Origin of the sequence: Geminicoccus flavidas, assembly GCF_009806515.1 — a bacterium.
Lineage (GTDB): Bacteria > Pseudomonadota > Alphaproteobacteria > Geminicoccales > Geminicoccaceae > Geminicoccus > Geminicoccus flavidus.
Map to the genome: position 1 here is coordinate 1 of NZ_WUJP01000179.1, position 12,516 is coordinate 12,516.

Here is a 12,516-nt window from a genome sequence, read left to right on the forward strand (position 1 = left end):
TCAGAGCGTTTCCATGCTGGCGGACTTGACCTTGCCCTTGCGCGGCTTGGCCGCCGGCTTGTCGACCTCCGACGCCGCAGCGGCCTTCGCCGCCTTGCCGGGCTTCTTCTCGACATTGCCGGTAGTCTTGGAGCCCGCGCGCCTGGTCTTTGGCGCCGGCTTTTCGGCGTGCACCGGCGGCGGCTCACTGGTCTGGTTCTCCGGCTCCTCGGCCGGACGGGTGTCGGCAACGATCGAGCCCCGCTTGGGGCGGCCGATGGTCTGGCCGGCATTCTCCTGGGCCATCTTCGCCCCGGCCTGCTGCTCGCGCTCGACCTGCTCGATCGCCTCGTGCCAGTTCGCCTCGTCCTGGCCCTCCGGCCGGCCCCGCTCGATCCAGATCTGGTAGGCCCGCTCCCTGATCAACGCTTCCCGATCCTGTGGCATGCCCAAGTCCTCCTCGCCTGGCGATTTAACACGGGAACGAGTCCTGCGTTCCCGTCCCGATTTCAAGCGCGTGGAACCCGAGAGGGCCGGACCGGATTGATCGAGGAGGGGCGCGACCATCTCCGGCGCGCGCCACGAGATGACCAGCGACTGGGGAAAGGAGCAGTCTGATGCAGCGGTCCGCCATCCTCCTGGCGGCCATCTTGCTGAGCGGCACGGCCGCCATGGCGCAGGATGTCGAAACGTCGAGCGTTCCGCAGAACGCGTTCAGCCAAAGCGAACTGGTCGGGCAGAACGTCCTGGACGTGGCCGGCCAGAAGGTGGGCAGAGTCAGCGATCTGGTGATCGATGCGGACCAGCGGGTCGAGGCGGTGGTGGTTGAGGTCGGCGGCTTCCTGGGCATGGGGGCCACGCCGGTCCTGCTCGAGACTGCCAGCCTGCAGCAGGAGGGCGACGGGACGATCCGGGTCGGTCTCAGCAGGGAGCAACTCGACAACCTGCCGCCTGCCGAATGACCCGCCCGCAGCCAGGGAGGCGGGCAGCCGCCTCCCGGCATGGCCGTGGGGCCTACTGCAGCGCCGTTCCGGCAAGCCCCCCGGCCAGCTGCGCGGAGGCGCTGGGGAACGGTGTCGCGTCCGGCCGCGACTCCGGCAGCCGGTCGAATTCGCCATGGGTGCGGAACTGCCGCACCTGCTCGAAGGCCTGCGCCAGCAGGCGGTACAGTTCCGGGTCGTCGATCGTGTTGCGCAGGGAGAACTGGAGGTGCCGCTCCAGCCGGGCTTCCGCCTCCAGCACCGCTTCCAGGTTCACCGGCACCTTCTCCTCAGTCGGCACCGACTTGAGCTTGGCCTGCAGGTCGCCCGGCCGCACGCCATAGTCGATCAGGCAGCGCATCATGCTCTCGAACAGCTCGATGCGCCGTGCATAGGCTTGCCCCCACGCCTTCGCCCTGCCGCCATCGACCTCGTCGACGATGTGCCGCGCCAGACGGTGGCAAGACAGCAGCGAGTCGCGGGCCAGCATGAGGGCCAAGGCGGCACGACGCTTGGGGTGCATGATCGCTCGTCCTTGTAGTTCGTTAGTGCAGCGACGCATCCCATGATGGTGGGAAAGCGCGCCAAGCCGGACAGGCGGCAGCGCCCATCCCTCCTTAGCGGCATCAACCGGTCGAGGCCGCCTCGGTTCCCACGTCCGGCGGCACCACCACCAGCAGCGCCTGCGGCAGGATTTCCAGCCGGATCGGCGTGCGAGTGACGATCTCCCCGTCGGCCGTGACCGTGCGTGGCCGACGGGTGCGGATCTCGAACCAGGGGGCCGAGCGGGTGGTGACCCGTTCCGCGTCACGATGCCGCCCGGCCCGGAGCGCGAACGCGTCCTTGACCAGCTGCCAGAACGAACGGGGGGCGATGCTGTAGAGCCAGAGCAGGCCGTCGTCGATACGGGCGTCCTCGTTGATCACCATCCCTCCGCCATAGTTGCGTCCGGCACCCACGGCGAGCTGGATGCTGCGCACCTCGAGGGTCTCGCCGGGCAGGCGGATCACCGCGCGAAAGCGGCGGGGGCGGGACAGTGCCCGCCAAGCAGCGATCGCATAGGCCAGCACGCCGAAGCGGCGCTTCAGGTCGCCGTTCAGGGCACGCGCGATGTCTACGCTGACCCCCATGTTGGCCACGTTGACGAACGGCGCCCCGTTGACCCGACCCACATCCACCCGACGCTGCCGACCATCCACCACCAGCCGTGCCGCCTCCAGCGGATCGGTGGGCAGCTCCAGCGCCCGCGCCAGGTCGTTGGCCGTGCCGAGCGGCACCACCAGCAGCGGCAGGCCGGTCTGGAGCAGGCCCGGCAGGGCGGCATGGACGGAGCCGTCGCCGCCGCCCACCACCACCATGTCGATCCGACTGGCGAGCTCCCGGATCACCTTGGCGAAGTCGGGCCTCCCGTCCCCATCGGGCTGGACCACCTCGACGTCCAGGGTCGCGAACAGGTCTAGGAGCCGATCCAGGTACGATGCACCGCGCCGGCTGTTCGGGTTGACCAGCAGCAGCACGCGCCGGCTAGCCATTCTGGACCTCCAGGCCGATGCAGGCCGGGCACTGCCGGGCAGGCAGCGCCGTGGATCGGCGAGCGACCGTCATCCCTGCCCGGCCACCCGTCAGCCGGCTCCCGATCCTCATGCTGCGCTACCCGTTCTGCCATGGATCCGGGCCGCCGCATCCGGCGCCCGCAGGCGGACCATGTTCGATCCGGACCCGCGTGGCTATGGCCTGCCCCTACCTCTACCGCCACAAAACCGGGCCACCGCGTTTTGGCCCTGTCGGCAACAGGCCCTCCGACGGAGCCGGCCTCCCGAGAAACAAAAGGAGGCGCCTTGCGGCGCCTCCAGCAGGAGCGAAAGAAACTCGAAAAAGCGATGGTCAGTGGATGGGCCGCCCGGTACGCCGCGCCAGATCCTCCTGGACGGCCTGGGCCACGGCCAGCCGGCGGGCCTCGCTCGGCACCGCGGTGTCAACCTTCGCCTCGATCCGGCGCACCGGGACCTTCGACGCGTCGACCGGCAGCTCCCCCTCCAGCACCATCTTCTTGAGGATCGACCGGGCCCGGGCCACGCGGCTCTTCACCGTGCCGACCTCGCAGCCGCAGATCTCGGCGATCTTCTCGTAGGGCAGCTCATGGACCGTGGCGAGGACCAGGACCTCGCGATGGGTGGCGCTCAGATGGCGGAAGGCGCGGCGGAAGGCGTCCAGCTCGATGGCGCTTTCCTGGTAGGCCGGCTGCCACCAGTGGTTCTCGATCGTCTCGTCCTGCTCGACCTCGGCCGTGACATGCTTGCGGCTGATCACGCTGTGGAAGCGATTGCGCAGAATGGTGAACATCCAGGCCTTGAGATTGGTGCCTTCCTGAAACTGTGCCTGCGCCTGCAGCGCGTTGACCATGGTGTCCTGCACTAGGTCGTCCGCCAGGGCACTGTTACCGGAGGTCAAGCTGCGCGCGAAAGCCCGCAAATGGGGCAGCAGCGCGACGATATCCTCACGGAAAACTGACATGGATCAATCGCTCCCTCGTTCGCCATTTACCCCCGGCGGCCCCCCGCGGTCGACCATCCGAGCATTGGTCCAGTATCGCATCAACACGTCGGACCGGGGAAGGTTCCGCCTGCCGGACGGATTGATCCGCCACTTCCTCCCTAACAACTAGGCCTTGAGCGGGGTGAAGACCAGGGTAGTGCGCGTGCCATCGGCACCGCTTTCGACGGAAAGCTCGCCGCCGATCTGCCGGGCGAACATCTGGACGAGCCTCGTGCCGAGCCCGGTCGCGGCATCCGGCGCCGGCGGCGTGCTGTCGATGCCGATGCCGTCATCGGCGATCGTCAGCCGGGCGCGCCCGTCCTCCAGCCGCTCCAGCCGGACCTCGATCGTGCCGGGCCGGTTGTCGGGAAAGGCGTGCTTGGCGGCGTTGGTCAGGAGCTCGCTGCACAAGAGCGCCAAGGGTGTCGCCTGATCGGCCACCACCACGACCGGATCCAGGGCAACCACGAGGCTCACCTGCGGGGAAAGCTCGCCGCTCAGGTCATGGACCAGGCCGCACAGCTCCTCTAGCAGCTCGTCGAGCGCCACCTGCTTCAGGTCGACCCGCTCGTAGAGCTTGCGGTGCACCAGGGCCAGCGCCTTGATGCCGAGCTGCGCCTCGCGCATCGCCCGCTGTGCCTGGGCATTGCGCAGGGAGCCGGCGCGCAGGTTCAACAGGCTCGTGACAATCTGCAGGTTGTTCTTGACCCGGTGGTGGATCTCGCGAAGCAGCAGGTCCTTTTCCTGCAGGGAGGCGTGGAGCAGCGCATCGCGCTCGCGGATCTCGGTGGCGGCACGGGTGAAGGCATGAGCCAGTTCCTCCAGCTCCTCCGGCGCCCCGTCCAGCATTAGGGGCGGCATCTCGCCTTCTCGCCGCCAGCGCCGCACTGCCTTCGCCAGCTTGAGCAGCGGCCGGGTGATCAGGATGTCGGTCGCAACCCAGACGACGAACACCGACAGGAACAGGATGGAGGTCGGCAGGAGGATGCCGCTCTGAAACCGCGCGTCGAGCCAGGTCCATTGCTGCACCGGCAGCCCGACCAGCACGGCGGTGCGCATGCTCGGCACGTCGCTGCGGCGGGCCAGGAACTGCCAGGTCCGGCCCTCCTGGTCGGTGCGGACCAGCGGCACGCCCGGCTTGGCGAGCACGCCCCGGATCACCTCCGGGTCGAGGCCGAAATCCTCGACCTCGCCGCGGGTCGTGGCGATCGCTCCGTCCATGTCGACCACCAGCGCCACCGCGTCCGCCGGAAGCTGGATCGAGCGAGGCAGGGCGATCAGCGTTTCCAGCGCCAGGCCGGCGCTGATCGTGCCCGCGAAGGGCCGGCGCTGGCCGCCGATGGCGGCGGCCACCACCATGGTGCGTCCGACCGTCGGGGTCTGCCCGATGATGACCCCGCTCGAGACCAGGTTGGCCCGCCCGCTGGCGAGCTGCCGGAACCAGGGCCGCTCGGCGTAGGAGATGCCCACCGCGTCCGGGCGCGAGCTGCAAATTACCCTGCCTTCGGCGTCCGCGCGGGCCAGCACCAGAAGCATGGCGTTCTGGTTGGCTTCCGCGGCCAGCGCATCGCTGCACGCCACCGGGTCCGCCTCGACCACGGCAGGCCGCTCCGCGAGGCTGAGCAGGAGTCTCGCCGCCCCCAGGGCCATCTGGTCGTGATAGCCCACGAACAGGGTGAGCGTGCGCTCCAGGGTGGCCCGCTGGCGCTGGCTGTCCTCGTTCAGCACGCGCATCGCCTGGACGATCGCGAATGCGGTGGGCACCAGCAGCACCAGCGCCACCATCACGGCGAGACGGGCCTTCAGGCCGCGCAGACGCGCTGGCAGCGCATCGACCAGCGACTGTGTCCTGCCTCCGCGCCGCCGTTCGCTCACGCCGCGGCGGTCGCGAGTGCCTGCGAGATCGACACGGCCAGGGTGTCCGCGTCGAACGGCTTGGTGATCAGGAAGGTCGGCTCCGGGCGCTGCCCGGTCAAAAGGCGCTGGGGAAAGGCGGTGATGAAGATCACGGGCACCGTCATCTGCTTGAGAATGTCGGTGACCGCGTCGATGCCAGAGCTGTCATCGGCGAGCTGGATGTCGGCCAGGATCAGGCCAGGGCGCTCCTGCTGGGCCTTGGCCACCGCCTCGTCGCGGGTGGCGGCAAAGCCGACCACCTGATGGCCGTGCCGCTCGCAGATCCCGGCCAGGTCCAACGCGATGATTGGCTCGTCCTCGATGATCATGATCCGGGTCGGCCGCTGGTCGCGCAGGTCGGCCTTGGCCAGAGTCATCAGCCGCTCGGCCTCCGCCGGGGTCACTTCCAGGATCTGGGCGATCTCGTCGGTGGTGAAGCCTTCGAGCACGGACAGCACCAGGGCCTGGCGCCTGGCCGGCGCGATCTCGCGCACCCGGTGGTCCAGGATCGCATTGTTAGCGATCGGCGCATGCGACACCGGCTCCGGCTCGGCCTGATCGTTCCAGCTCCGCGTCAGGGTCCGGAACAGCAGCAGCCGCAGCGGCAGCCCGGCGCTGTTCGACCGGTCGGCCAGGAGCCGCTCCAGGCAGCGCTGGACCTGGATGTCGCCACGCCGCTGATCGCCGGTGATCGCGCGCGCATATCGCCTCAGATAGGGCAGGGACTGCGCGATCTCCGCCGCCATGGTCGCCATTTCAACTCCCCCCGGACAACAAGCCACCGGCCCTCCCCAACCGGGCACGGCCAATCCACGGCCTGCCCGACCTACTTCCCGTCCTCGCCTTCCCGCGGCTTCTCCTCGAACTGGAGCAGCAGCTTGGCCATCTCCGGAGGAATGGCCTCGTCGAGCACAGGGTCATAGAGCTGATGCATGCGGCGGTTCAGCCAACGGTCGTAGTCCACGTCGATCGCGGACCGCTCCTTGTTGCTGCGGGCGGGAAAGGTCTTGCTGCTCGCCGTGCGACGCGGTTTCGACGAACTCGACAAGGCCTGGTCCCTTCTCGACCCAAGTTGCTGCGAGATCATGCCATGCGGCCGCGGAAGCGGCATGCCCGGCAGATCTCGCATGACCGTTTCTGGTTGGGATGTGCCGAGTTTGACGGAAATCAACCGCATGCTCAAGGCGACCTCGCGTTCGACCGGCCCACACCAGGGCAGGCTGCGGGCAGAACCACCAAGGCCGAATCAAGTTCCCGTGGCTGTTGCGGCTTCCTCACCGGCTGCATCATTCCCGCACCAGATAGGCGGCGAAGGTGAGCGCGAGCAGGGCCAGGAAGACGAAGAAGAGCATTTTCGCCACGCTTGCGGAAACCATCGCCACACCGGCAAACCCCACTGTGCCAGTGATAAATGCGAAGATAAAGAACAGCAACGCCCAACACAACATCAGGCTGGCCTTCCGACTGGCGTGGCAACAGCACAGGTACCGGACCGCACCATTGCCAAAGTCGGACGGCCCCCCGAAGTTCCTTCTCGGAGGGCCGGATGCTTATTTCGGGATGACGCGGAACCTACCTGCTGTATAGACGTTTCAGGAACGACCGGACGTCATGCCGGTGCGTTTCAACCCTCCCTCGAAGTTGCGGGCCGCTTGCCATCCCCCCAGGCAGGCGGCCCGTTCTTTATCCAACGGAACGCTGCCGCGCCCGACGAGGGCCCAGGATTTTGGGCAGGGGCGTACGAGAAAGGGCGGCTCCGCCTGGAGCCGCCCCTGTTCCCCTGCCGCCCGAGCGGCTATCCGCCCGGTGTTCCGGACGATCAGTCCTTTGCGTCCTCCGCGGCATCATCCAGCGCGTCACCACCGGCCGAGATGTCCTCGCCGGCACCTTCCATCATGTTGCAGGCGGAGAGCGTGCCGACGCTGAACAGCAGGGCGAGCGCGGCTAGGACCCGCACGAGCCGGGTACCGGCGGTCAGCGACGTGGCGGCATTCGACATGGTGTTCTCCAACGGCGCCAGCGGATTGCATGGCTTGCACGGTGATGAACCAGACAACTCCAGGGTGGTTCCCGTAGATTGCCGGCCGCCCGGCATCGGCATGAGGAAGCGGCTTCTGCGTGCTGCTCAGGCCACGGCCAGGCCCAGCAAGCGGAAGGTGGCGCCGAGCGCGGACAGGTCGTAGGGCTTGCCCAGCCGTAACGTCCCCGGCACCTCCGCCCCGCCGCCATAGCCGCTGGCGATGATGATCGGCAGGCCCGGCCACTGCTCGCGGATCTGCTGCGCCAGGTCCTCGCCCGAACGGTCGGGCAGGCCGACATCCAGGATCACGAGGTCGACCCGCTCGGTTCCCTCGTCCAGGACCGCCAGCGCCTCGGCGGCGGTGCCCACCCCGATGCCGCGATGCCCCAGCGCCTCCACCATGCCCAGGGTCGAGAGGCGGACGATGGCCTCGTCCTCGACGATTAGGACCACGCCCGGCTGAAAGCTATCCGCGCGGACCTGTTCCCGAACAGGATCTTCATTGCCCCAGTTGCCGACGGCCAGCAGGGCTTCGCGCAGCTTCCGGGCCAGGTCGTCCTTGCGATACGGCTTGCTCAGGAAGACGATGCCCTCGTCGACCCTGCCGTGGTGGATGATGGCATTCTGCGTGTAGCCGGAGGTGTAGGCGATCGCCAGGCGTGGCCGGATCGCCCGGGCCCGGTCCGCCAGCTCGCGCCCGCGCAGCACGCCCGGCAGGACCACGTCGGTGAACATCAGGTCGATCTCGCGCGGATCGGTCGCCAGCACGGCGAGGGCACTGTTGCCGTCGCCGGCCTCGATCGTGGCATAGCCCAGCTCGTGCAGCATCGCGACGACCGTCCGCCGCACCTGCTCGTCGTCCTCCACTACCAGGATAGTGCGGCCGGTCCCCAACGGCAGGTCGACCGGCGACCGCTCGGTCTTGACGACGCTGCGGTTGGTACGTGGCAGGTAGACCCGGACCGTGGTGCCATGGCCAACCTCCGAATAGATCTTGATGTGCCCGCCGCTTTGCTTGACGAAGCCATAGGCCTGGGAGAGCCCGAGCCCGGTGCCCTTGCCCTCGGGCTTGGTGGTGAAGAAGGGGTCGAAGGCGCGGGCAGCCACGTCCGGCGGCATGCCGTGCCCGGTGTCGCTCACGGCGAGCAGCACGTACTGGCCGGCTGGCGCCTCCGGGTTCTCGCGGGCGTAGTCGGCGTCGAGCACGACATTGGCCAGCTCGATCGTCAGCCGGCCGCCCTCGGGCATGGCGTCGCGGGCGTTCAGCGCCAGGTTGATGATCAGGTTCTCGAGCTGGGCTGGGTCCGCCAGCACCGTCCACAGGCCGGCAGCGGTCGCCGCCTCGATTTCGACGGTTTCACCCAGCGAGCGGCGCAGCAGGGTCGCGGCCTCGGCGACCACACGCCCCAGGTCGAGCGGCTGGGGCTCCAGCGGCTGGCGCCGGGCGAAGGCCAGGAGCTGGCGGGTGAGCTGGGCACCGCGCTCGGCGGCACCTAGCGCTGCGCGCAGCTTGGCTGCCAGATCCGGGTCCCGTCCGGCGTCCGGCCTGGCCTTCTGCACGTCGCGGAGCATCAGGTCGAGATTGCCCACGACCACGGTGAGCAGGTTGTTGAAGTCGTGGGCGACCCCTCCGGTGAGCTGGCCCACCGCCTCCATGCGCTGGGAGGCACGCAGCTGCGCTTCCGTCTTCAGCCGTGCGGTGATGTCGGTATAGGTCACCACGAACCCGCCTGTGGACACCGGCGTGCGCCGCATCTCGAATGTCCGGCCGTCCTTGCGCCGCCGCTCGTAGACGATGGGCTGGCCACGCTGGGCCGCTTCGGGCGGTGCGGCCGCGAGCTGCTCCGGCGTTTCCAGGAAGTCGCCTTCCTCGTCGACCCAGTCATGCCGGACGAAGCTGGCATAAGGCGTGCCCACCACCTGATAGGCGGCCGGCACCGAGAAGAGCTCGACGAAGCAGGTATTCCAGGCGATCAGCCGGTTGTCCGCATCGAACACGCTGATGCCCTGGCTCAGGCTGTCCAGCGCCACCCGCAGCTGCTCGGCATTCTCGTCGGCCCGCTGCTCGGCCTGCCGGAACGAGTCCAGCGTCTGGCGCAGCAGCACCGCAGCGGTTGCCAGCACCGCGACGAGTGCGGCCAGGATGGCGATGGTCCCGATCAGGGAGACCGTTTCAGCGCGTCTGGCGTCCCGGATCAGTGCGGCGCGTTGCTCATAATTCGCCGCCTCGATCTCGGCCACGACCTGGCGGACATTGTCCATCGCGATCCTGCCGCGGTCGCTGCTGACGAGCGCTTCCGCCGCCTGAGCGCGTCCCTCCCGGACCAGGGCCACGTTCTTCTCGAGCTCGGCCAACCGCTGCTCGGCGAACACCGACAGACGGCCGATCCGCTCGACCTGGAGCGGGTCGGCGGCACTGAGGCTGGAAAGCCGCTGCAGCAGGTCGTGGATCTGCCCGAGCGCCGTCTCGTAGGGCTGGAGATAGGCTTCCTGGCCGGTGATGAGGTAGCCGCGCTGGCCGGTTTCGGCGTCCTGGATGGCGGAAAGGAATTTCTGGGTGGTGGTGATGATCTCGTGCGTTTGCCCCACCGCCAGGCGGGCGGTACGCACGGACTGCACCAGCCACCAGGGCACCGCCACGGCGGTGACCAGGAGAGCTGCCACGATGATGCCGAACAGCCAGCCGCCGGGAACCTGCCGCTTCATCGACGGCAGGCCGGTTTCTTCTGACGATCAGCTCGGACGATGACCACGCGGCTCTCCTTTGCCAGATCGAGAGCGGCCGTGTTCATAAACGTCAAGCAGGAACTGTGATTCAGGCTGTGGGCCGGGTCCCGTGCCGGTGGAAGAACGGGCACAGCGCGGGATAGAGGGCGCGGTAGTCGGCATAGGCCTGCCGGTACACCCCGGCCCTTGCCGGGTCCGGCTCGATCAGCCGGCCATGGCGGCAAAGCCCGGTGATCTCGGCCCAATCCACCCCGGCTCCGGTGCCGACCGCCGCCACCCAGGCCGCACCGACGCAGGACCCGTGGTGGTTCTCGAGCAGCCGGATCGGCTCCTGGAGAATGTCCGCCTGGATCTGCATCCAGACCCGGCTCTTGGCCCCGCCGTCGGAGGCGAAGAAGCGCTTCGGCGCGTGTCCGATCTCCCGCAGCACCTCGACATGGTGGAGCTGGGCCAGCGCGAAGCCTTCCAGTGTCGCGCGCCAGATATGGCCGGACGTGTGGTTCAGGCTGAGGCCGACCAGCGTGCCGCGGGCCAGCGGATCGTGGATCGGGGTCTTCTCGCCCAGATAATAGGGCAGGCAAGTGAGCCCGTCGCTGCCGGGCGGCACCGCTTCGGCCAGACGGTCGAGCGCCTGGTGCGGAGTCTCGGCCCCGATCCGCTCATGGGCCAGGACCGTCGCCAGCCAATTCAGCCCCGAGCCGCCCGAGGCCATGCAGCCGTTCGGTGCGTAGAGGCCGGGGATCAGGTGGTAGTCGGTATAAAGCCGCGGGTCCGGCATCAGCAGGTCGGTCGCGATGATGATGTCGGCCGAGCCGCCATATTTCAGCAGCACATCGCCCCGTGCGATGATGCCGGCCGCCAGCGTCGAACACATATGGTCGGCGGCACCGCCCATCACCTTCAGGCCCTGCGGCAGGCCGGTGGCCCGTGCCACCTCGGGCAGGATCTCGCCCAGGATCTCGTGCGGCACCGACTTGTCCGGCACAGCCCCACGCGGGACATGGGCCAGCGCCACCAGCCGGTCGTCGATCCGGTGCGTGGCGAGGTCGATGAAGCCCGCTTCCAGCGCCCAGTTGTGCTCGGCGACTCGCTTGCCGGTGAGCCGCCAGTTGATGAAGTCGTAGGAGCCGAACACGGTCGCGATCTTCGCGAACACGTCCGGCTCGTGCTTCTCGATCCAGCGCAGCTTGGCGGCGACGATCTGCTGGTTCACCCCGTTGCCGGTGGTCTTCAGGAACCAGCCCTCGTCGACCTCTTCAGCCAGATCCAGCACTTCCTGGCTGCAGCGCGCATCGCTCTGCTGGATGGCCGGGCGCAGCACCCGGCCTTCGGCATCCAGCAGGATTACCGCCGGCAGCATGCCCGTGACGCACAGGCCCTGGAGCTCCCGCTCGCGGCCCCGCATCCGGCCGGCTAGCTCCTGGAGGATCGAGCAGGCGTTCGCCCACCATTCCTCCGGGTCTTCCTCCGCCCAGCCGGGATGGCGGGCGGAGAAGGTGACCGGCCGGCTGACCACGGCCAGGACGGTCGCCGGCAGCTCCACCAAGATGCCGATGGTCGAGGTGGTGCCGATGTCGAGACCGATGACGAGGCTCATGCGGGATGCTCAGGCAAAGCTGCGGGCAAGGTCGACCAGCACCCTGGCGGCCGTGGTCACTTCGGCGATCGGCACGAACTCGTCGGCGGTGTGCGCCTGGTCGATCGAGCCCGGCCCGAAGATGATGGTCGGCACGCCCACGGCGGTGAGCTTGGTCGCGTCCGAGCCATAGGGCACGCCCACGATCTCGTCGAACAGGCCATGCCTGCGGCAGGCCGCACGCGCCGCCTCGGTGATCGCCGCGGTGGGCGATACGTCCATGGAGACCGAGTCGATGAAGGGCGGGTGCATGGTGATCGCCGCCCCTTCCGGCAGCTTCTCGGCAAAGCCGCGCACCGCCGCGTCGATCTCCCGCCAGGCGTCTTCGCCGGTCTCGCCCGGCAGGGTGCGCCGGTCGAAGGTCATGACGCAGCGGGCCGGCACCGTGTTCGGCCCCTGCCCGCCCTCGATCATGGTGCAGATCAGGCTCGGCGCGTCGACCAGCGGATGGCTGCGCACCCGGAGCTCCGGATCGATCGTCAGGCGCAGATGGGCCAGCAGGTCGGTCGCGATGGCGATCGCATCGATGCCTTCCTGCGGCTGCGAGGTGTGCGCCGCCTTGCCGCGCACCTCGATCGTCCAGCGCACGCAGCCCTTGCAGGCGGTGACCACCTGAAGCGAGGTCGGCTCGCCGGCCACGCCGCCCACCAGGCCGTCCTTGCGGGCCAGATGGTGGAGCACGCCCTTGAACTGGAATTCCTCGTCCACCGCCGCCACGAACTCGACATCGACCACCGGCGGGT

General features: G+C 68.6%; 13 protein-coding genes. 1 reads left to right on the forward strand and 12 read right to left on the reverse strand.

The window, feature by feature from the left end; all coding sequences use genetic code 11:
- Nucleotides 1-426: a DUF2934 domain-containing protein gene (locus EQG76_RS04865; protein WP_159711098.1), complete on the reverse strand. Its 426-nt coding sequence runs from the start codon at nt 424-426 to the stop codon at nt 1-3.
- A gap of 170 nt (nt 427-596) precedes the next feature.
- On the opposite strand from EQG76_RS04865, the gene EQG76_RS04870 reads away from it, so the two are divergent.
- The gene (locus EQG76_RS04870; protein WP_159711100.1) at nt 597-941 is read left to right on the forward strand and encodes a PRC-barrel domain-containing protein; all 345 of its coding nucleotides are present in this window, start codon (nt 597-599) and stop codon (nt 939-941) included.
- Between the two features lie 52 nt (nt 942-993).
- On the opposite strand, the gene EQG76_RS04875 is transcribed toward EQG76_RS04870, so the two are convergent.
- The 11 genes from EQG76_RS04875 to EQG76_RS04925 form a co-directional block, all read right to left on the reverse strand.
- Nucleotides 994-1,482 carry a hypothetical protein gene (locus EQG76_RS04875; RefSeq protein WP_159711102.1) on the reverse strand — a complete coding sequence of 163 codons (489 nt, stop codon included), beginning with the start codon at nt 1,480-1,482 and terminating at the stop codon, nt 994-996.
- Nucleotides 1,483-1,585: 103 nt separating this feature from the next.
- On the reverse strand, nt 1,586-2,491 hold the full coding sequence (locus EQG76_RS04880; RefSeq protein WP_159711104.1) for a lipid kinase: 906 nt from the start codon (nt 2,489-2,491) through the stop codon (nt 1,586-1,588).
- 352 nt (nt 2,492-2,843) lie between these two features.
- Entirely contained in the window at nt 2,844-3,473 is a 630-nt protein-coding gene (locus tag EQG76_RS04885; RefSeq protein ID WP_159711106.1) for a sigma-70 family RNA polymerase sigma factor, read from the reverse strand.
- A 147-nt stretch (nt 3,474-3,620) separates the two neighbouring features.
- Nucleotides 3,621-5,369, reverse strand: a complete 1,749-nt coding sequence (locus EQG76_RS04890) for a sensor histidine kinase (protein ID WP_159711108.1) — start codon at nt 5,367-5,369, stop codon at nt 3,621-3,623.
- Nucleotides 5,366-6,145, reverse strand: a complete 780-nt coding sequence (locus EQG76_RS04895; protein ID WP_159711110.1) for a response regulator — start codon at nt 6,143-6,145, stop codon at nt 5,366-5,368. Before EQG76_RS04895 ends, EQG76_RS04890 begins: the two co-directional genes overlap by 4 nt.
- A 71-nt stretch (nt 6,146-6,216) precedes the next feature.
- Nucleotides 6,217-6,573 (reverse strand): hypothetical protein, encoded by a 357-nt coding sequence (locus EQG76_RS04900; RefSeq protein ID WP_159711112.1) that lies wholly within the window; start codon nt 6,571-6,573, stop codon nt 6,217-6,219.
- A gap of 103 nt (nt 6,574-6,676) precedes the next feature.
- Complete coding sequence (locus EQG76_RS04905; RefSeq protein WP_159711114.1) at nt 6,677-6,838, reverse strand: DUF1328 domain-containing protein; 162 nt, start codon at nt 6,836-6,838, stop codon at nt 6,677-6,679.
- 371 nt (nt 6,839-7,209) lie between these two features.
- A complete protein-coding gene (locus tag EQG76_RS04910) occupies nt 7,210-7,389 on the reverse strand; it encodes an entericidin A/B family lipoprotein (protein WP_159711116.1) in 180 nt (59 codons plus the stop codon).
- 126 nt (nt 7,390-7,515) lie between these two features.
- Nucleotides 7,516-10,116, reverse strand: coding sequence for a CHASE3 domain-containing protein (locus tag EQG76_RS04915; RefSeq protein ID WP_159711118.1), 2,601 nt, complete (start codon nt 10,114-10,116; stop codon nt 7,516-7,518).
- 109 nt (nt 10,117-10,225) lie between these two features.
- Nucleotides 10,226-11,734 carry an FGGY-family carbohydrate kinase gene (locus EQG76_RS04920; RefSeq protein ID WP_159711120.1) on the reverse strand — a complete coding sequence of 503 codons (1,509 nt, stop codon included), beginning with the start codon at nt 11,732-11,734 and terminating at the stop codon, nt 10,226-10,228.
- A 9-nt stretch (nt 11,735-11,743) separates the two neighbouring features.
- Nucleotides 11,744-12,516: M20/M25/M40 family metallo-hydrolase (locus EQG76_RS04925; protein WP_159711122.1), on the reverse strand; the 773-nt coding region annotated here is incomplete at its 5' end.

What these genes read in the sequence shown, in the direction of transcription:
- EQG76_RS04865 (WP_159711098.1), bottom strand. Translation starts at nt 426, where the DNA reads ATGCCACAGGATCGGGAAGCGTTGATCAGGGAGCGGGCCTACCAGATC.
- EQG76_RS04870 (WP_159711100.1), top strand. Translation starts at nt 597, where the DNA reads ATGCAGCGGTCCGCCATCCTCCTGGCGGCCATCTTGCTGAGCGGCACG.
- EQG76_RS04875 (WP_159711102.1), bottom strand. Translation starts at nt 1,482, where the DNA reads ATGCACCCCAAGCGTCGTGCCGCCTTGGCCCTCATGCTGGCCCGCGAC.
- EQG76_RS04880 (WP_159711104.1), bottom strand. Translation starts at nt 2,491, where the DNA reads ATGGCTAGCCGGCGCGTGCTGCTGCTGGTCAACCCGAACAGCCGGCGC.
- EQG76_RS04885 (WP_159711106.1), bottom strand. Translation starts at nt 3,473, where the DNA reads ATGTCAGTTTTCCGTGAGGATATCGTCGCGCTGCTGCCCCATTTGCGG.
- EQG76_RS04895 (WP_159711110.1), bottom strand. Translation starts at nt 6,145, where the DNA reads ATGGCGACCATGGCGGCGGAGATCGCGCAGTCCCTGCCCTATCTGAGG.
- EQG76_RS04905 (WP_159711114.1), bottom strand. Translation starts at nt 6,838, where the DNA reads ATGTTGTGTTGGGCGTTGCTGTTCTTTATCTTCGCATTTATCACTGGC.
- EQG76_RS04910 (WP_159711116.1), bottom strand. Translation starts at nt 7,389, where the DNA reads ATGTCGAATGCCGCCACGTCGCTGACCGCCGGTACCCGGCTCGTGCGG.
- EQG76_RS04915 (WP_159711118.1), bottom strand. Translation starts at nt 10,116, where the DNA reads ATGAAGCGGCAGGTTCCCGGCGGCTGGCTGTTCGGCATCATCGTGGCA.
- EQG76_RS04920 (WP_159711120.1), bottom strand. Translation starts at nt 11,734, where the DNA reads ATGAGCCTCGTCATCGGTCTCGACATCGGCACCACCTCGACCATCGGC.